The organism is Erwinia sp. JH02 (assembly GCF_013074405.1).
Classification (GTDB): Bacteria; Pseudomonadota; Gammaproteobacteria; order Enterobacterales; family Enterobacteriaceae; genus Erwinia; species Erwinia rhapontici.
Map to the genome: position 1 here is coordinate 98,316 of NZ_JABANZ010000014.1, position 15,423 is coordinate 113,738.

The 15,423-nt window shown below is 56.4% G+C and carries 19 protein-coding genes; 4 read left to right on the forward strand and 15 right to left on the reverse strand.

The window, feature by feature from the left end:
* Positions 1-2: 2 nt before the first annotated feature.
* Positions 3-863, forward strand: coding sequence for an alpha/beta hydrolase (locus HHI26_RS22860; RefSeq protein ID WP_171149760.1), 861 nt, complete (start codon positions 3-5; stop codon positions 861-863).
* Positions 850-1,761 carry an alpha/beta hydrolase gene (locus tag HHI26_RS22865; RefSeq protein ID WP_171149761.1) on the forward strand — a complete coding sequence of 304 codons (912 nt, stop codon included), beginning with the start codon at positions 850-852 and terminating at the stop codon, positions 1,759-1,761. The genes HHI26_RS22860 and HHI26_RS22865 overlap by 14 nt, the downstream gene beginning before the upstream one ends.
* 6 nt (positions 1,762-1,767) lie before the next feature.
* On the opposite strand, the gene HHI26_RS22870 is transcribed toward HHI26_RS22865, so the two are convergent.
* The 3 genes from HHI26_RS22870 to HHI26_RS22880 form a co-directional block, all read right to left on the reverse strand.
* Complete coding sequence (locus HHI26_RS22870; RefSeq protein WP_171149762.1) at positions 1,768-2,361, reverse strand: hypothetical protein; 594 nt, start codon at positions 2,359-2,361, stop codon at positions 1,768-1,770.
* 105 nt (positions 2,362-2,466) lie between these two features.
* On the reverse strand, positions 2,467-2,724 hold the full coding sequence (locus HHI26_RS22875; protein ID WP_133846746.1) for a hypothetical protein: 258 nt from the start codon (positions 2,722-2,724) through the stop codon (positions 2,467-2,469).
* A gap of 35 nt (positions 2,725-2,759) precedes the next feature.
* Positions 2,760-3,017 carry a YdgH/BhsA/McbA-like domain containing protein gene (locus HHI26_RS22880; protein ID WP_133846745.1) on the reverse strand — a complete coding sequence of 86 codons (258 nt, stop codon included), beginning with the start codon at positions 3,015-3,017 and terminating at the stop codon, positions 2,760-2,762.
* 281 nt (positions 3,018-3,298) lie between these two features.
* Here HHI26_RS22880 and HHI26_RS22885 point away from each other — a divergent pair, with 281 nt between their 5' ends.
* Positions 3,299-3,940 carry a TetR/AcrR family transcriptional regulator gene (locus HHI26_RS22885; RefSeq protein WP_133846799.1) on the forward strand — a complete coding sequence of 214 codons (642 nt, stop codon included), beginning with the start codon at positions 3,299-3,301 and terminating at the stop codon, positions 3,938-3,940.
* Positions 3,941-3,981: 41 nt separating this feature from the next.
* Here HHI26_RS22885 and HHI26_RS22890 read toward each other — a convergent pair whose 3' ends face one another.
* The 8 genes from HHI26_RS22890 to HHI26_RS22925 all read right to left on the reverse strand — a co-directional run bounded on the left by HHI26_RS22890 (position 3,982) and on the right by HHI26_RS22925 (position 10,659).
* Entirely contained in the window at positions 3,982-5,289 is a 1,308-nt protein-coding gene (locus HHI26_RS22890; RefSeq protein WP_171149763.1) for an NtaA/DmoA family FMN-dependent monooxygenase, read from the reverse strand.
* A gap of 5 nt (positions 5,290-5,294) precedes the next feature.
* Positions 5,295-6,086 carry an amino acid ABC transporter substrate-binding protein gene (locus tag HHI26_RS22895; protein ID WP_133846743.1) on the reverse strand — a complete coding sequence of 264 codons (792 nt, stop codon included), beginning with the start codon at positions 6,084-6,086 and terminating at the stop codon, positions 5,295-5,297.
* 20 nt (positions 6,087-6,106) lie between these two features.
* Positions 6,107-6,775 carry an amino acid ABC transporter permease gene (locus HHI26_RS22900; protein WP_133846742.1) on the reverse strand — a complete coding sequence of 223 codons (669 nt, stop codon included), beginning with the start codon at positions 6,773-6,775 and terminating at the stop codon, positions 6,107-6,109.
* A gap of 20 nt (positions 6,776-6,795) precedes the next feature.
* Entirely contained in the window at positions 6,796-7,527 is a 732-nt protein-coding gene (locus HHI26_RS22905; RefSeq protein ID WP_159338419.1) for an amino acid ABC transporter ATP-binding protein, read from the reverse strand.
* Positions 7,528-7,661: 134 nt separating this feature from the next.
* Entirely contained in the window at positions 7,662-8,474 is an 813-nt protein-coding gene (locus HHI26_RS22910) for a MetQ/NlpA family ABC transporter substrate-binding protein (RefSeq protein WP_133846740.1), read from the reverse strand.
* 18 nt (positions 8,475-8,492) lie between these two features.
* Positions 8,493-9,161: a methionine ABC transporter permease gene (locus HHI26_RS22915; protein WP_133846739.1), complete on the reverse strand. Its 669-nt coding sequence runs from the start codon at positions 9,159-9,161 to the stop codon at positions 8,493-8,495.
* Positions 9,154-10,179, reverse strand: coding sequence for a methionine ABC transporter ATP-binding protein (locus HHI26_RS22920; protein WP_159338420.1), 1,026 nt, complete (start codon positions 10,177-10,179; stop codon positions 9,154-9,156). The genes HHI26_RS22915 and HHI26_RS22920 overlap by 8 nt, the downstream gene beginning before the upstream one ends.
* A gap of 330 nt (positions 10,180-10,509) precedes the next feature.
* Positions 10,510-10,659, reverse strand: a complete 150-nt coding sequence (locus HHI26_RS22925) for a hypothetical protein (RefSeq protein WP_133846737.1) — start codon at positions 10,657-10,659, stop codon at positions 10,510-10,512.
* A 137-nt stretch (positions 10,660-10,796) separates the two neighbouring features.
* Here HHI26_RS22925 and HHI26_RS22930 point away from each other — a divergent pair, with 137 nt between their 5' ends.
* Positions 10,797-11,456 (forward strand): DUF1345 domain-containing protein, encoded by a 660-nt coding sequence (locus tag HHI26_RS22930; RefSeq protein WP_171149764.1) that lies wholly within the window; start codon positions 10,797-10,799, stop codon positions 11,454-11,456.
* 45 nt (positions 11,457-11,501) lie between these two features.
* Here the strand turns inward: HHI26_RS22930 and HHI26_RS22935 are convergent, their stop codons facing one another.
* Genes HHI26_RS22935 through HHI26_RS22950 form a run of 4 tightly spaced genes read right to left on the reverse strand, consistent with a single transcriptional unit; the run spans position 11,502 to position 15,408 of the window.
* Positions 11,502-12,263 (reverse strand): amino acid ABC transporter ATP-binding protein, encoded by a 762-nt coding sequence (locus HHI26_RS22935; protein WP_171149765.1) that lies wholly within the window; start codon positions 12,261-12,263, stop codon positions 11,502-11,504.
* Positions 12,260-13,162, reverse strand: a complete 903-nt coding sequence (locus tag HHI26_RS22940) for an amino acid ABC transporter permease (protein ID WP_171149766.1) — start codon at positions 13,160-13,162, stop codon at positions 12,260-12,262. The genes HHI26_RS22935 and HHI26_RS22940 overlap by 4 nt, the downstream gene beginning before the upstream one ends.
* Positions 13,159-14,055 (reverse strand): ABC transporter substrate-binding protein, encoded by an 897-nt coding sequence (locus HHI26_RS22945; protein ID WP_133846733.1) that lies wholly within the window; start codon positions 14,053-14,055, stop codon positions 13,159-13,161. Before HHI26_RS22945 ends, HHI26_RS22940 begins: the two co-directional genes overlap by 4 nt.
* A 3-nt stretch (positions 14,056-14,058) precedes the next feature.
* Positions 14,059-15,408 (reverse strand): LLM class flavin-dependent oxidoreductase, encoded by a 1,350-nt coding sequence (locus HHI26_RS22950; RefSeq protein WP_133846732.1) that lies wholly within the window; start codon positions 15,406-15,408, stop codon positions 14,059-14,061.
* Positions 15,409-15,423 lie beyond the last annotated feature (15 nt).

The following is a 15,423-nucleotide window of genomic DNA, read 5'->3' on the forward strand; positions in this document are numbered from 1 at the left end:
TTATGGAAAAGAAACACCATTATCTGCGGATTGCAGGACGAAAACTGCACTGTGTCACCGAGGGTGAAGGCCCGGCCGTGCTGCTGCTGCCAGGATGGCCGCAAACCTGGTTTGCCTGGCGTGACGTCATGACAACACTGGCACAGCAAGGCTTTACCACGGTGGCCATCGACCCGCCGGGCACCGGAGAGTCTGAGGCACCCGCAGGCGGTTACGACACCGGGAATATCGCGGCAGTGGCCCACCAGCTGATGACACAGCTGGGACACACCCGCTACCAGGCCATCGGCCACGATATCGGTATGTGGGTGGGTTACGCGCTGGCCGCTGATTTTCCCGAGGCGATTGAACGGCTGATCCTGACCGAAGCGGTGATCCCCGGGCTGGCACCCGCCCCGTCAATTTTTGTTGATCCCCAGGAAAATATCTTCCTCTGGCACTTTATGTTTAATCAGCTGGCCGACCTGCCAGAGGCGCTCACCACGGGCCGCGAACGCGCCTATCTCAGTTTTATCTTTGACAAATGGTCATGGCAGCGTCACCGGGTGGCGGCCGATATCTATATCCAGGCCTATAGCGAGCCCGGACGGCTTCAGGCTGGTTTCAGTTATTATCGCGCCATACCTGAAACCGTGCGTCAAAATCAGCGCCGCGCCCTGACACCGCTGCCGATGCCCGTGCTGGCCATTGGCGCAGAACATGCCACCCGTGATGCGCCCTATCTGACGATGCAGCCCGTCGCACCTTACCTGCAAAATGCCATGGTGGAGAACTGCGGCCACTTTATTACCGAAGAGTGCCCTGAGGCATTCTGTCACCTGGCCCTGCCATTTTTACAGGGAATAACCCATGCCACTGAATAAAGACGTTGCGGCCTGGCTTGCCCGGCAGGTGCCGGCAGAGTCGTTGTCGCTGGCGGCACTTCGCCACCAGACCGATCTCAGTCTGATAACGCAGCAGGGCGAAGCCCGCAATGGGCATTATCAGCACAGTTTCACCTTTCCCGCGAGCGACGGGCACGCCATCACCGTACGGGTCTATGTGCCCTGCGCGCTGGAACAGCAGACAGGACGCCCGGCGCTGATCTGGGCTCACGGGGGAGGATGGTGCCTGGGCAGCCTCACGGCGTGGGACCGGCCCTGCCGCCTGCTGGCAGAAAACACCGGGTGCGTGGTATTTTCTGTCGACTACCGGCTTGCACCGGAACACCGCTGGCCCGTGCCGTTAAACGATCTCTGGCAGGCGCTGTGCTGGATCAGCGACCATGACACAGACTGGGATCTGGACAGCACGCGGATTGCCGTGGGAGGTGACAGTGCCGGGGGGAATCTGGCGGCAGCGGTATGTCTGATGGCTCGGGACCGCGGAGGTCCTGCCATTTATCATCAGCTGTTGCTCTATCCGGCGCTGGATGCCAGCCTGTCACAACCCTCTTATCAGACCTGTGGGCAGGGCTACGGGCTGACAAAAGAGATGATGGCTTTCTGCTGGCAGCATTATCTCGGCCAGCAGCCGCTGCCGGAAACATCGCTGATTTCCCCCCTGCTCCTGTCATCGGCACGCGGCTTACCAGCGACAACATTGTTACTGTGTGAATACGATCCGTTGAGGGATGAAGGCGAGGCCTTTGCCCGGCGTCTTATCACGGAAGGTGTGAACGTAAACCTCCACTGGCTCGATGGCCTGATCCATGGTGCCATGCACATGACCGACATCACCCCGGAGGCTGAGCGCTGCTATACCCTGTCGCGCTTTATCTGAAGAGATTCAGCGCACGGGCGCTGAAACCTGTCGCCGGATAGCAGCCAGCATCCGGCGACGTATCAGTCCACTGGCCGCACGGATCAGCAACCAGTAAGGCAGCAGTTTAAGGCGGGTACGGGTATCCGGGCAGCCAATAAAGGTTTCAGTACATAACCGCCACGCTTCTCCATCAGGTAACAGGTGAAAATGCAGCACCAGCCGGGCAACCCCCTTATCCTGAAGCCGTCCGAAGTCAGCGGCATCCTCCAGCGTAATAATCCCCATATCCGGCCGCCAGAAACGCCCGGCCAGACCAAACGACATCTGCTGATCCTGACGTTGCAACAGCGTAAATGTGTGCAAACCAAATTCCGGCTGTGGGTTGATTTGCCTGCCCAGGCTCAGCACTTTCCCCGGTAGCTCCCGCACCGTCATCAGAGCATCAGCGACCCGATCGTTACGCATATCATACTGTTCCACCGCATCAAGGATGGCCTGCGGAGTGGCATAAATCGGCGCGGAGTGGTGTTTTTCGTAGAAGTGAGTCGAGGATAGATACGGCGTATAACAAAGAGACTGCTGGCGGTCCTTTTCACTTACCCATCCCAGAATGGTCATTGCTTCTCCTGATTCACATGGCTGGCTTCCGTGTCGATAGTAGCGTAGTGGCTTTTTTTTCGCATAAAAAAACCGCCGGATAAACGGCGGTTTTCGAAATACATTTTAATGATAGCTGATGGTGGTGCCATACAGACTGTTCGCACCCGTTACCCGGGCTATCGCTAACGGTCTTGCCGCAGGTAAGGCAGGCGTTCCCGAGAGCTGAACGTCCAGGGATACCAGCGTGGTGCTGCCGGTAACATAGGTCGTGGCCACCGCAGGTGGAACCGTACTCACTTGCCCTTCAGGAAGTGCTGCCAGGCTGGCACCAGACATCGTGCTCAGGATGACGGCAACAAGGGCGGATTTGCTAAGTTTCATACTATCCCCTTGATGCTCATTCATAGTCATCGCTATTACTGGTAAATCACCGCCGTGCCGTTCAGTTTATTGTCACCAACAGTGGAAGTGATTCGGAATGATTTCGCGCCCGCCTGGTCCGCTTTTGCAGACAGCTGGGATTCCAGTGAAGAGAGGTTAGACGCGCCGCTGGCAGAAATGACACCTACCTGCTGTTGCTGAGCGGGATCGGCATTCACGAGATCAGCGGCAAAACCGGCGAAAGATACGGAAGTCAGTGCGATAGCGGCCAGGGTCATTTTGATGGTTTTCATAATTTTACTCTCAGTTGAATTCGGTTGTTTGATGTTGCCGTCGTTATTAATTAACGATCGATAGGTAAATGTTATGCCTGTTTGTGATCTCCGTCAACATTGTTTTATTAACGATCGCTAATTTAAAAACTAACATCTTGAATTTATTTACAATAAAGTTATATTTTTTTCTTCTTAACGCCAGATCACAGCACATGTAAACGCCGCTCGACAGCGGGGTTTAATGTTTTTATACTGATTGATAATTAAATGACCGAGCGGGATTGCGTAAGTGAGGAATGATGAATACTGAGCAGGACGCAGGCATCAGAAAAGGCCGGGGACGGCCAAAAACGTTTGACCGGGAAGCCGCGCTGGATAAAGCGCTGGAACTGTTCTGGCGCCATGGCTACGAAGGCACGTCACTGGCAGATCTGGTGGAAGCCACGGGTGCGAAAGCGCCAACGCTGTATGCGGAATTTACCAATAAAGAAGGGATGTTCCGTGCCGCTGTCGATCGCTATACAGAGAAGTTTGCCCGCCAGAGTGAAGCGGCGCTGAGCTGCCCGGAAAGCTGTGTTGCGAGCGGTATAGAGAACTATTTCCGTTCAACGGCCGCCTGTTTCACCGACGGTAAAAAACCCGGAGGCTGCTTCTTTATCTGCACCTCCAGCACCCTGTCAGCGGATTCGTCGGAAGTGGCCGAAATGCTGCGCGACCGGCACAGCAATCAGGAACAGCATCTGCTGGCGTTTTTGCAGGCGCGGCAGGCGGCCGGAGAGCTTGACCCGAACACCCGCGTCAGTGCGCTGGCGGCGTATCTCTGCTGTTTGTTGCAGGGGATGTCGGTACGTGCGCGTGAGGGTGCGACGCGCGCGGAACTGGATCAGTTGATTGATACATTGATGTTGCAGTGGCCGCTGTTAAGTAAACTGGGCTGCTGAAAGCGGAAGGGATCACCCCCTTCCGTTTTTGCCTGATATTTTCAGCGCGTGGGACGTTCCAGCCCCAGATGCCCGCGTAACGTATTTGACTGATACTCGTCACGGAACACGCCTCTTTCCTGTAATAACGGCACCACCTCGTTGAAGAAGGCATCTGACGCGCCCGGCACCCAGGGCGGCATCACCACAAATCCATCGACTGCCCGTTGCTGATACCAGAGCGCGATCCGCTCCGCCAGCGCAGAGGCTGTACCGGCAACGGTAAACCCCGATCCGGCAATCCAGCGGGTAAACTGCCGCACTGTCATGCCCTGCGCACGTGCCTGATTCAGCATTGGCGCAAAACGCTCACGTCGTGCCAGTGTATCGGCAATGTCCGGCATCGGGCCGTCGAGATCGTGCTGCGCCCAGTCATAGTTCATGGTGTTCGACAGGTGCGTCAGCGTTGCCAGCGGATGATGCAGACGCGTCAGCTCGGCGAGTAACTCATCGGCTTCTTTCTGCGTACGCCCAATCACCGGTTGCAACCCCGGCAGGATCTTCAGGCTGTCCGCCGCACGTCCCTGCGCCACCACCAGCGCCTTTAACTGCGCGTAATACGCCTGGGCCGAGGCCAGATCCGGTTTCTCAGCGGCAAAGACGGCATCGGCTTCGCGTGCTGCCAGCGCCATAAACGGTCCGGAACCGCCCGCCTGGAAGGTGACCGGATGCCCCTGTGGCGGGCGTGACAGATTCAGCGGCCCACGGCTGGTAAACCAGGGTGTCTCAATGCCTGCATAGCGAATACATTCGCCGCGTGCATATACTCCGCTTTCACGATCCGCCACGATGGCATCGTCGGCCCAGCTGTCCCACAGGGTACGCACCGCCTGAATAAACGCAGCGGCTTTCTGATAACGCTGATCGTGGCTTAACAGTGTCTGACCGTAGTTTGCGGCTTCTGCATCGCTGGTTGAGGTCACTACATTCCAGCCGGCACGTCCCCCCGTGAGGTGATCAAGGGTTGCCAGCGTGCGCGCGGCGGCAAACGGCTGGATCACTGAGCTGGATATCGTCCCGGCCAGCCCGATTTTCTCCGTGACCGCCCCCAGAGCGGAAAGCACCGTAAACGGCTCCGGTCGCTCGGTCACCCGATAGCGCACGGCATCGGTGACACTGTCACCATACACATCATCAATCGACAGCTTGTCGGCCATAAAAATCAGGTCAAACTTTGCCGCTTCCGCCTTTAACGCCAGTGATTTCAGTACATGCCAGTCCGTCGGGCTGGGCCGCTCCGCGCCCGGCATACGCCATCCTGAATAGTGACAACCGGTGGCATCAAGAAACAGGGCAAGATGCAGAGACATGCGGGTTATCCTTTTACAGGCTGATGGCTGACGCTGAGATCGCTGTCGAACCATTTCTCAGAAATTTTCTTCAGCGTACCGTCTGCGCGCAGCTCGCCCAGCGCCTGGTCCACTTTAGCCTTCAGCGCGCTGCCCCGCTCATCTTTGCGGAACGGCAGCGCCACCTGTTTCTCACCAAAGGTTTCTCCCACCACCTTCAGCGGCAAATGTTTGCGCTTAATCTGCCCCAGCAGGATCACCTGGCCGGAGACAAACGCATCCACTTTGCCCTGCGCCACGCTGCTGACAATCACGTCCATCCCCTCAAAAGTCACCAGCTTAATCTGGTTCTGCGGGTCAAACTCCTTCAGCACCTTCGCATAGTTAGAACCGAGTTCCGCCGCCACAGTTTTGCCTTTCATATCACTCAGGCCATGGATCGTGGTGTTATTTTCACTGACCGCCAGTGCCGCAGCGGAGTAGTAATACGGGACGCTGTAATCATACTTTTTCCGGCGCTCCGGGGTATCCGCAAAGTTACCGACCGTATCGACCTTACCGGTTTCCAGCGATCCCAGCACACCGACCCAGTCAGAGGTCACCCACTCCACTTTATAGTGAATTTTATCGGCCACCGCCTGCAAAATATCCGCGCTAAAACCCTGAACTTCACCGTCCTGCACAAAGTAGTGCGGGTAACCGTCCGGCGTGGCCCCCACGCGTAAAACAGGCTGTTCGCTTGCTGAGTCAGATGGCTTGTCGCAACCGCTCAGCAGCGACAAAACGCAGGCCATCAGCGCTATTTTTTTCCCTTTCATTGTTCTGTTTTCCCGATTAATCAGACTTTATAAGGTTTGCCGATATAGCGTTCCAGCTGTCGCTGGAGTGCACTCAGCACAATGGTCAGTGCCCAGTACACCAGGCCCACCGCGAAGTAGGCTTCAAAAAACTTCAGTGACTCTGTAGCGATTAACTTCCCCCCCGCCAGCAGCTCACTGACACCCAGTGTGAACGCCAGCGAGGAGTTTTTGATCAGGCCAATCCAGATATTGCCCGCACCGGGGATAGCATTGCGGCATGCCTGGGGCAGCACAATACGCCGCGCCGCCTGGATGTGACCCAGCCCGGAGGCCAGTGAGGCTTCCCACTGTCCTTCGTCCACTGAATCAATTGCCGCTCGGAACACTTCCGCCAGATAGGCCGCACTGTTGAGGCTCAGGCCGAGGATCACCGCGTGAATAGCATCGAGGTTGTTCATTAACGGAAACACCTGCGGCAAGCCAAAGTAGATCATCAGCAGTTGCACCAGCACCGGCGTACCGCGAAAGAAAGAGATATACACATGAGCAAAGGCCGCCAGCGGGCGTGCTGCCCGCAACAGCAAGGCCACGCCCAGTCCCAGCACGGTGGCCAGCACAATGGAAAGCAGCGAAATGGTCAGTGTGACCGGCAGGTACTGAAGGATCTGGGGGATAATGCCCAGCATGTAAGCCACATCAAAATGCATCGATAACCTCCCTGTCGCGTTCAGGCAACATCATGAAGAAAATGCCGGGCGCGACCGCCGGTAGTGATGTCGAACAGCTCGGCGGGTGGGCCCTGTTCAATAATCCGGCCCTGATCCATAAAGAACAGGCGGCTGGAAATATCGCGGGCGAAATGCATCTCGTGGGTGACAATCAGCATAGTAAAATCCCGTTCAGCCAGCGCAGCAATCAGGTTAAGAATATCGCGGCGTAACTCCGGGTCGAGCGAAGAGGTGGGTTCATCCAGCAGTAAGACTTCGGGTTCCAGACTCAGCGCACGGGCAATGCCCACCCGCTGCTGCTGACCGCCGGACAGCGTTGCGGGATAAGCAGCGGCCTTGTGCGCCAGCCCCACGCTGGTCAGCAGTGCCATTCCACGCTCTGCGGCATCCGCACGCGAATAGCCGAGCCCGTAGATCAGCACTTCAGTGATGTTCTCTAACGCCGTTTTATTACGGAACAGGTTGTAATGCTGGAACACCATCGCGCTCTGCCGGCGAAAAAGGCGGGTATCACTGCGGCTGAGCCGACGGGAATCAACGGACATATCGCCAATCGTCAGTTGCCCGCTGTCGGGTTTCACCAGCAGATTAAGGCTGCGTAACAGGGTGGATTTGCCGGAACCGGAAGGACCGATAATCGAAATCACCTCACCCCGTTCAACGGTAAAATGAATATCATTAAGTGCATGATAGTGCTGAAAGGTTTTGTTTAATCCGCTAACCGATATCATCGTCGCCCCGGGTAAATATTGACATCCGGGCAGTGTAACGTTGCAGAAATGAGGAAACGAATGCTTAAAAAATATAAGCTTAGCAGGGAATAGTCAGAGGGAAAAAAGGCCGGTTGCCCGGCCTTCTGTCAATATCAGTTGTTAACCGGGATCACCGCGCCTTTGTATTTGGTACGGATCCAGTCCTGAATCGCTTTCGAATGCAGCACGGTCACCAGCGCTTTCACATCCGGCTTGTTCTCATCACCACGGTGCACAGTAATGATGTTCGCATATGGGTTATTCTCACCGCTTTCAACGGCAATCGGGCCTTTCACCGGGTCAAGACCCGCATCAATCGCATAGTTGGCGTTGATCACCACCGCATCACCTTCATCATTGTTGTACATCTGCGGCAGCAGTGCGCCTTCAACATTGGCGAGGAACTTCAGGTGTTTCGGGTTTTCCACGATATCACTGATACGCGCATCAATTTTACTGACGCCCGGTTTCAGTTTGATCACACCGGCTTTCTCGAAGATAGACAGGATACGGCCTTCTTCAGCCACCGCATCACGCATGATAACTTTGCCGTTCTGCGGCAGATCTTTCAGCGATTTGTACTTCTTCGAGTAAATGCCAATTGGCTCAATGTGGATAGCGCCAGCGCTGACGAAATCGTAAGTTTTATCCCCGGCGTGATCTTTCAGCACGCTGTTCAGGTAAGGGATATGCTGGAAATAGTTAGCATCGATATCCCGGCTGGCCAGCGCAGTGTTCGGCAGAATGTAGTCCTGGAATGGTTTGATTTCCAGATCAATGCCCTGCTTCGCCAGAATCGGTTTCGCCTGCTCAAGGATCTCAGCGTGCGGGACGTTTGATGCGCCAACGGTCAGCGTATCGGCCCAGGCACTCAGACTCAGTGCGCCCAGAGTGGCCGCAGCCAGCAGCGTCAGTGTTTTTTTCATTTTGTTTTTCCTAAAAAGTTAACGTTTGTCGAGCCGTGCCGTGAGCACATCACCTAAGAACTGGATGATAAAGACAATCACCAGAATCATTGCCGTCGCCACCAGCGTCACATCGCCGTGGTTACGTTGAAAACCTTCCAGATACGCCAGATTACCGAGTCCACCCGCACCAATCACGCCAGCCATCGCGCTGTAGCTCACCAGCGCAATGAGAGTGACCGTGATACCGGATACCAGTGCAGGAGAGGATTCCGGCAGCAGCACGCGGAAAATCAGGGTACTGAGACGTGCGCCCATCGAACGCGAGGCTTCAATCACGCCTTTGTCCACCTCGCGCAGGCCAATTTCCACCAGGCGTGCATAGAACGGCGCCGCGCCAACGATCAGGGCAGGCAGCGCGGCATCCGCGCCGAGAATGGTGCCGATCAGCGTTTTGGTAAACGGAATCAACAACACGATTAAAATGATGAACGGAATGGAGCGGAATACGTTGACCAGAACCGAGATCACCGAATAAATCGCGCGGTTCTGGAACAGTCCGCCACGGGCGGTCAGGAACAGCGCCAGGCCGAGCACAATACCGAACACAAAGGTCGCCACGCCGGACAGCGCGGTCATATACAGCGTCTCACCGGTGGCGGCCCAGAGCTGATCCAGTTTCAAATGCGGGAACAGATTCTCAAACATGGCTGACGACCTCGGTAGTAATGGCATAAGTATGTAAATCGTCGAGAATGTTCGACAGCTGGGCAGGCGTAGCAGGGACCTGCAACCAGAGTTCGCCAAAGGTACCGTGAGTGGTCTGGGTCATTTTTCCATGCAGAATATTGAAGGGTAAGGCGTACTTCAGCGTCAGCTCACCGACAATCGGCTGGCGGGTGCTTGCGCCGACAAACGTCAGTCTGAGCACCGCCCCCTCAGCCGCATTGATCAGTTCCGGGTTAAACGGGGTATCTGCACTGCTGTATTCCGCCGTCTGCTTAACAAACATGCGGGTAATCGGCTGCCGGGGATGGGTAAACACCGACAGCACTTCACCTTCTTCAACGATTTTACCGTCTTCCATCACTGCGACGTGGTGACAGATTTTGCGCACCACGTGCATTTCATGGGTGATCAGTACGATGGTCAGTTTCAACTGACGGTTAATATCCAGCAGCAGATCGAGAATGGCATCGGTAGTTTGCGGATCGAGCGCAGAGGTTGCTTCATCACACAGCAGCACATCCGGGCTGTTGGCCAGCGCACGAGCAATACCCACACGCTGTTTCTGCCCGCCACTGAGCTGCGCAGGATAAACCTGCTCTTTACCGGTCAGCCCCACCAGCGCGATCAGTTCCTGCACCCGGCGCTGGATCACCGCTTTTGGTGCCCCGGCAATTTGCAGGGAGAAGGCGATATTTTCGCTAACGGTGCGTGACCACAGCAGGTTGAAGTGCTGGAAAACCATGCTGATTTTCAGACGGGCCTGACGCAGGGCTTCACCGCTGGCCAGCGCGATGTCCTGCCCGGCGATAATCACGCTGCCGGAAGTCGGTTTTTCCAGCCCGTTAAGCAAACGGATCAGGGTACTTTTTCCTGCCCCGCTGTAGCCGATAATGCCGTAAATCTGCCCCTGTTCAACCTGCAGGCTGACATCATTAACGGCGGTCACCGGGCCTGATTTGGCGTTAAATATTTTTGAAACGTTGCGCAAAACTATCATCTGATGCCTGTTTTCTGCCGTCGTACCAGCGAAAAACGCTGATTAATTAAACTGATTATTATGCGTACATTATTGGTAGCACTAATTGCCAAACGATAGTAATCAGGCCGGGATTTATTGGAAACGATTGAAATGACATGGCTTATAGCTAAATGAAATAAGAAGGGTGAGGTAGTGGCGGATAAAACCACGAAAGCAGAGATATTTTTCCGGCTGGAGTCGCCTGATGAACCCGTGGACTTCACGTCCTCACCGACATGGCGTTACCACTGGAATGAACAGTCAAGGGGCGTGCGAAACTGCAGAAAAGCGATAATCCGAGGGGATCTTTTAGTCGTCATCCGTGGCATTGAGCACCAGGCCAACGGCTTTCGCCTGGGCCAGGCTGAGTTTGAGCTGCTGTTCGATTTTTTGCACGGACACACCTGTTTCAATCGCGGTTGAACGGGCAACAGCGCGACAGATTTGAGTTTTGGTCATTGGATAATGTGCTGTTTTTTTGTCATGTCGAAAGCCCCGTTGTTCAGGACCTGATTCCAGTTCTGATAAGAACGGCTCTCAAGGCCGTTATCAGTTACAGTTAAGGTTACCCTCTCGTCTGGAAAACAGCTGACACCATGCGCCTTTCCCTGCGTCATTACCTCCACGCCCGTCTCCGGTTACTGATAGCCATTGTGGCCGGGCTGGTCTGTTTCGTCGCCTTACCGGCTTCACTGGGCATCCTGCAACGACTGCTGATCGGCTGGAATGTTCTGGCCTTGCTGTATCTGTTTTTCCTGTGGAGTCTGATGCTGCGCACTGCGCCGAAAAATATTCCACATATCGCCAGAACCCAGGATGAAAGTGCCACGCTGGTACTGAGTCTGGTCACGCTCGCCTGTCTGATCAGCATCATGGCGATTCTGATGGAGCTGACGTCGCTGAAAGATCTCAGCGGAACTCCGCGCATTCTCCATCTGCTGCTGACGGCCAGTACGCTGATCCTCTCCTGGGCGCTGCTTCCCACCGCCTTTGCCATGCATTACGCCCATCACCACTATCTGCACCGCACGCCGGACGTCACGCCGATGATCTTCCCGGAAAAGCCCGACGAACCGGGATACTGGGATTTCCTCTATTTCTCTTTCACCATCGCCGTCGCTTCTCAAACCGCCGACGTGGCAACGGGCACCACCGACATGCGCCAGATTGCCCTGCTCCAGTCGGTAATCTCGTTTGTCTTTAATCTGGCGATTCTCGGGTTGTCAGTAAATGTCGCAGCGGGGTTGTTAAGCTAGGTAACACAGGCAAAACTTCTGCCTCCGGGAGGAGGCAGAATGACATTACAACACGCTGGCCAGAAACTCGCGCAGGCGCGGGTGCTGCGGGTTATCCAGAAGCGTGCGGGCATCGCCGCTTTCCACCACCTGGCCGTTATCCATAAACACGATATTGTCGGCCACTTCGCGGGCAAAGCCGATTTCATGGGTCACCACCACCATCGTGATGCCGGAATGGGCGAGCTGTTTCATCACCTGCAGCACCTCACCCACCAGTTCAGGATCCAGCGCCGAGGTCGGTTCATCAAACAGCATCACTTCCGGTTCCATCGCCAGCGCGCGGGCAATGGCCACACGCTGCTGCTGACCGCCGGATAACTCGCGTGGCCAGGCCTGCGCACGATGCGCCAGCCCGACCTGTTCCAGCAGTTTCAGCGCACGCGCTTCCACCACAGAGCGTTTCTCGCGGCGGATACGCAACGGGGCATCGCTGATATTTTGCAATACGGTGCGGTGTGGGAACAGGTTGAACTGCTGGAACACCATACCAATGCGCTGACGTTGCACGGCAACATGCTTTTCCGGTAACTCGACCAGATGCTGGCCGCGGCGCCGGTAGCCCACCAGCGACTCACCGACATGAATGGTCCCGGCATCCAGCTTCTCAAGATGGTTAATGCAGCGCAACAGCGTGGATTTACCCGAACCGGACGGCCCGAGGATCACCGTCACCGATCCGGCAGCAATATCCATATTGATATCCCGCAGCACTGTTTTACCGGAGAACTGTTTGTGAATGCCGCGCAGGCGGATCGGTTCACTCATGACTGCGCCTCCTGTTGTTCAGCAACTTTGCGGAACCAGCGTTTTTTCACCGGGGCATTCCCCCGGCTGAACCACACTTCCACATAATGCTGCCCCACCGACAACACCGAGGTCATCAGCAGATACCAGGCGGTCGCCACCAGCAGCAGCGGGATCACTTCATAGGTGCGCTGATAGATAATCTGCGCCGAATAGAGCACATCCTGCAGCGCAATCACCGACACCACCGCCGTGGTTTTCAACTGACCGATCACCTCATTACCGGCCGGAGGCAAAATGGTGCGCATCGCCTGTGGTAGTACGGTCTGGCGAAAAATCTGGCCAGGACGATAGCCCAGCGCTTTAGCGGCTTCCAGCTGGCCCGGATTAACACTCTGGATCCCGGCGCGGATGATTTCAGCGGCATAGGCCGACTGGTGCATCACCAGCGCAATCACCGCCGCACTGAACGGGCTGATGACTTCGTTGGTACTGGCGCTCCACAACGTTCCGACATAAGGCAGAGAAAGCGTCAGCTTCGGATACAGCGCGGCAATGTTGTACCAGAGGAACAGCTGCACCAGCATCGGTACCGCGCGGAAAAACCAGGTATACGCCCAGCTGACACCCACCAGCACCGGGTTGGCCGACAGACGCATCAGCGCCAGCAGCGTGCCCCCGGCAAACCCGAACAGCACGGAGATCACCGTCAGTTTGAGGGTCATCAGCACGCCATTGAGGATCGACGCTTCCGTCAGGTTCTGCGCCACCACGTCCCATTCAAAACGCGGGTTGCTGACCACAGACGAGCCCATCAGCGCCACCAGCAGCAGCACGATCAGCGCGCTGAACCAGCGCCCGTAATGACGATGCCCGACAATACGCAGCCCGGCGCCGGGGTCGTCAGGCCGCTGACTCATTTCGCGATCTCTTCATTCAGACCGGCGGTTTTTACCGCACCGAAGCCGATTTCCCATTTATCGAGGATCTGCTGGTAAGTACCATCTTTGATCAGCGAGTTCAGCGCCGCCTGAATTGGCTTCTCCAGCGGTGAGCCTTTCGGCAACGCCATCGACACAATGGTGTCTTCGATAGTGATCTCACCCGCCAGCGCCAGTGCTTTCACCTGGCTGGCCTGATAACGCAGGCCTTCATACGGCCCGAAGAACATCGGTACACGGCCACTCATCACTGCCTGTACGCCAGCCGGACGGTCAGGGAAGACAGGAATGGTGATGGCTGGTTTTTTATCGGCGATGCAGGCATCGCTGGCGGTTTGCAGGCGGGTGATCTGAGAAGTGCCCGCCCCTGCGCCAACGGTTTTACCGCACAGTTCAGCGAAGGTGTTGAACGGCCCCAGTTCAGCGTCTTTACGCGAGATCAGCGCCAGCTTCGATGCATTGTAATAACCGACAAAATCCACCTGCTGCAGACGCTTTTTGTTGGCATCAATATTCGAGGCGGCCAGATCGTAACGGCCGGATTTCAGACCCGGAATGATATTGTCGAACCCGCCGGTATCACGCCAGTGCACGGCAATCCCCAAGCGATCGGCCACCGCACTGACGATATCAATTTCGCGCCCCGCGAGGGTCTTGTTATCCGCCTGGTAGAAGGTGGTGGGCGGCGTATTCGGGTTGGTACCCGCCACGATATACCCTTTTTTCAGGATATCTTCCGGCAGCTGGGCATGTAACGTTGCATCAGCCTTCGGTTTGACGCTGGCGGTAAACGCCACGTCCTGGTCAGCCGCCAGTGCAGAAGTGAGCGGCGCCAGGGCCAGCAGAGCAGCGGTCAGGGCAGAAAGTTTCATCAGTTATTCCTTCTCAGTCGCCAGCGCGGGGACGGCGGCAAAATTTTCATCAAACGGCGGCAACCCGAGGTTTTCACGCAGGGTGCGGTACTGGTATTCGGTACGGAACAGGCCACGGCGCTGTAACTCAGGCACCACCAGCTCAACAAACAGTTCCAGCTGGTTTGGCAGCACGGCAGGCATAATGTTGAAGCCATCGGCCCCTTCCTGCTCCAGCCACAGCTGGAAATCATCGGCGATATCCTGCGCCGTTCCGACGATCACGCGGTGTCCACGGGAGCCCGCGGCCACGGCAGCCAGCTGGCGCAGAGTCAGGTTCTCGCGTGCGGCCAGCTCAGTCAGCAGCTTCACACGGCTCTGCCCCCCTTCCGTACCGCCAATTTCCGGTACCGGACCGTCCAGCGGGTAAGCGGTCATATCCACACCAAAGCGCGCTGACAGTTGCTCAATACCGTTATCGATGTCGACCAGCTCATTCAGCTGGTTCCAGGTTTCCTGCGCTTCTGCGCGGGTACGACCCACAATCGGCATCACGCCCGGCAGGATCAGCAGATGGTCAGGATGACGCCCGGCCTCACGTACAAACTGTTTCTGGCTGCGGTAAAAAGCCTGGCCCTCTTCCAGCGAGGCGGCGGCAGTAAACACCACTTCGGCGGTTTCCGCGGCCAGCTTCTGGCCTGCCGGGGAAGAACCGGCCTCAATGATCACCGGGCGCCCCTGCGGCGAACGGGCAATATTCAGCGGTCCCTGCACCTGGAAGTACTTGCCGTTGTGATTAGCGGCATGGATTTTCGCTTCGTCGGAGTAACGGCCGCTCTCTTTTTCACGCACGATAGCGCCCTCTTCCCAGCCGTTCCACAGCTTGAAAGTGACATCGAGAAATTCGCGTGCCATATCATAGCGTTCCGCATGGGATGGCAGATCTTCACGGCTGAAGTTACGCGCAGCATCAATAGAAAACGAGGTCACCACGTTCCACGCGCCGCGACCCCGGCTGATGTGATCCACCGAGGAGAGCGCACGCGCGAGGTGAAACGGCTGGTCAAAAGTGGTTGAAGCCGTGGCTGCCAGGCCAATGTGTTGCGTCTGCACGGCCAGCGCAGAAAGCAGCGTCAGAGGTTCCAGACGGGACATGGTAGACGGCAGACGATGTACGCTGGTGGCCAGCGCATCGCCGACGAAGAACATATCAAACTTACCCTCTTCACCCTTTTTGGCGATCCAGGTAAACCAGTCAACATCAGTGGGTGAACCGCTGGCACCTTCCGCACGCCAGCCGCCCACATGGTGGCCCAGCGCCTGAACAAACAGACCAAGGCGCAGCTGACGTGACGACGTTTTTTGCACAGACATGGGAGATCCTTTTCG

What these genes read in the sequence shown, in the direction of transcription:
- HHI26_RS22930 (WP_171149764.1), top strand. Translation starts at nt 10,797, where the DNA reads ATGCGCCTTTCCCTGCGTCATTACCTCCACGCCCGTCTCCGGTTACTG.
- HHI26_RS22895 (WP_133846743.1), bottom strand. Translation starts at nt 6,086, where the DNA reads ATGAAAGGGAAAAAAATAGCGCTGATGGCCTGCGTTTTGTCGCTGCTG.
- HHI26_RS22860 (WP_171149760.1), top strand. Translation starts at nt 3, where the DNA reads ATGGAAAAGAAACACCATTATCTGCGGATTGCAGGACGAAAACTGCAC.
- HHI26_RS22880 (WP_133846745.1), bottom strand. Translation starts at nt 3,017, where the DNA reads ATGAAAACCATCAAAATGACCCTGGCCGCTATCGCACTGACTTCCGTA.
- HHI26_RS22865 (WP_171149761.1), top strand. Translation starts at nt 850, where the DNA reads ATGCCACTGAATAAAGACGTTGCGGCCTGGCTTGCCCGGCAGGTGCCG.
- HHI26_RS22890 (WP_171149763.1), bottom strand. Translation starts at nt 5,289, where the DNA reads ATGTCTCTGCATCTTGCCCTGTTTCTTGATGCCACCGGTTGTCACTAT.
- HHI26_RS22885 (WP_133846799.1), top strand. Translation starts at nt 3,299, where the DNA reads ATGAATACTGAGCAGGACGCAGGCATCAGAAAAGGCCGGGGACGGCCA.
- HHI26_RS22915 (WP_133846739.1), bottom strand. Translation starts at nt 9,161, where the DNA reads ATGTTTGAGAATCTGTTCCCGCATTTGAAACTGGATCAGCTCTGGGCC.
- HHI26_RS22870 (WP_171149762.1), bottom strand. Translation starts at nt 2,361, where the DNA reads ATGACCATTCTGGGATGGGTAAGTGAAAAGGACCGCCAGCAGTCTCTT.
- HHI26_RS22910 (WP_133846740.1), bottom strand. Translation starts at nt 8,474, where the DNA reads ATGAAAAAAACACTGACGCTGCTGGCTGCGGCCACTCTGGGCGCACTG.
- HHI26_RS22940 (WP_171149766.1), bottom strand. Translation starts at nt 13,162, where the DNA reads ATGAGTCAGCGGCCTGACGACCCCGGCGCCGGGCTGCGTATTGTCGGG.
- HHI26_RS22945 (WP_133846733.1), bottom strand. Translation starts at nt 14,055, where the DNA reads ATGAAACTTTCTGCCCTGACCGCTGCTCTGCTGGCCCTGGCGCCGCTC.
- HHI26_RS22950 (WP_133846732.1), bottom strand. Translation starts at nt 15,408, where the DNA reads ATGTCTGTGCAAAAAACGTCGTCACGTCAGCTGCGCCTTGGTCTGTTT.
- HHI26_RS22935 (WP_171149765.1), bottom strand. Translation starts at nt 12,263, where the DNA reads ATGAGTGAACCGATCCGCCTGCGCGGCATTCACAAACAGTTCTCCGGT.
- HHI26_RS22920 (WP_159338420.1), bottom strand. Translation starts at nt 10,179, where the DNA reads ATGATAGTTTTGCGCAACGTTTCAAAAATATTTAACGCCAAATCAGGC.
- HHI26_RS22875 (WP_133846746.1), bottom strand. Translation starts at nt 2,724, where the DNA reads ATGAAACTTAGCAAATCCGCCCTTGTTGCCGTCATCCTGAGCACGATG.
- HHI26_RS22900 (WP_133846742.1), bottom strand. Translation starts at nt 6,775, where the DNA reads ATGCATTTTGATGTGGCTTACATGCTGGGCATTATCCCCCAGATCCTT.
- HHI26_RS22905 (WP_159338419.1), bottom strand. Translation starts at nt 7,527, where the DNA reads ATGATATCGGTTAGCGGATTAAACAAAACCTTTCAGCACTATCATGCA.
- HHI26_RS22925 (WP_133846737.1), bottom strand. Translation starts at nt 10,659, where the DNA reads ATGACCAAAACTCAAATCTGTCGCGCTGTTGCCCGTTCAACCGCGATT.